General features: G+C 41.7%; 2 protein-coding genes. Both read left to right on the plus strand.

The window, feature by feature from the left end:
• A partial coding sequence (locus tag HC752_RS24965; RefSeq protein ID WP_238930626.1) for a hypothetical protein occupies positions 1 to 273 on the plus strand: 273 nt, incomplete at its 5' end.
• Positions 274 to 431: 158 nt separating this feature from the next.
• Complete coding sequence (locus tag HC752_RS24195; protein WP_190337731.1) at positions 432 to 908, plus strand: GNAT family N-acetyltransferase; 477 nt, start codon at positions 432 to 434, stop codon at positions 906 to 908.
• Positions 909 to 1,145 lie beyond the last annotated feature (237 nt).

Consider the following 1,145-nt stretch of genomic DNA (forward strand, 5'->3'; position numbering starts at 1 on the left):
TTGCTGGCTTCAGTGTTTTCGAGTTCGATTCCTCAACCATATCTAAGGTGGGAAATTCTCTACAAGCCAAGTTGCTGTGGGATTTCATGCCAATTAGAAATTCCGGATTTTGAAGTTTGGTTTTCGGCTCGTTCTTGTAAATTCTTCGACTGGTTCGGTGTTTTGGATATTGTGGTCTGGTTGCAGATACTCACTTTGGCTAAGATGTCATTCATTGAATACAAGCTCAGTGCTTCATTGCCAAGTAAAGCCTGTTTGCTTGTATCGCTCTAACAAAAGCTTCAAACCGACAAACAACGCGTGGCATTTTTGGTTTGCGGTGAATTTAGTGTTTAAGGTGCAATGCAGCGTCTTGATTTGTGCGTTGTCTGCGGTTTAAGCTGGCGTTATAAAACATTGTCGGCCATCGTGATGAAATATAGGGATATTCAGTGTATTTGAGACCATTTGTATCTGATGATGCTAAAGAAGTTAGTAGTTGGTTTTCAGCGTATAGCGATTCGCTTCTTTGGGGCGGTCGAGTGTTTAGTTGGCCAATAGAAAATGCTGAGATTCTCAAGCGAAGTCAGCAAAAGGAAATTGAGTTTTTCACTCTAACTGACGATGATGATGTAGTTGGCTTCATTGAACTACAGCATGTGAATGACACAGAAATGCGTTTGTGTCGTGTGGCAATATCTCCCAAGCATCGAGGTAAAGGTCTAGGTAAAACTCTAATCCGTTTGTCACTTACAGAAATTCAGGGGCGAAAGCAGTATCAATTAGTTAGCTTAGCTGTGTTTACCAAAAACGTTGCAGCCTATAATTGTTATCGCTCTCTTGGCTTTGCCGTCGTGGATAAAGAGCCTAAATTCAAAGTGTTTGGTGATGAAAAGTGGCCATTGGTTCAGATGGAAACTGTTTTATAACAAACAATTTAAGAGTGATTCGGCACGCGTGGCATTTTTACTATGCGTCGGTTTTGGTGATTAAGGTGGTATGCGGAAGCATTGGTATTGCGTGCCTCACACCTTAATTGGGCGTTATAGCGTTTTGGTAGTTCAAGGGTTTTCAGGTTCTCGAACCTTGCTGGTTTCAGCGTTTCAGAGCTTGATTCCTCAAGCAAATCCAAGATGGAAAATTCTCAGCAAACCAAGTCGTTGCAA

This window comes from Vibrio sp. S9_S30 (assembly GCF_014694455.1).
Taxonomy (GTDB): Bacteria; Pseudomonadota; Gammaproteobacteria; order Enterobacterales; family Vibrionaceae; genus Vibrio.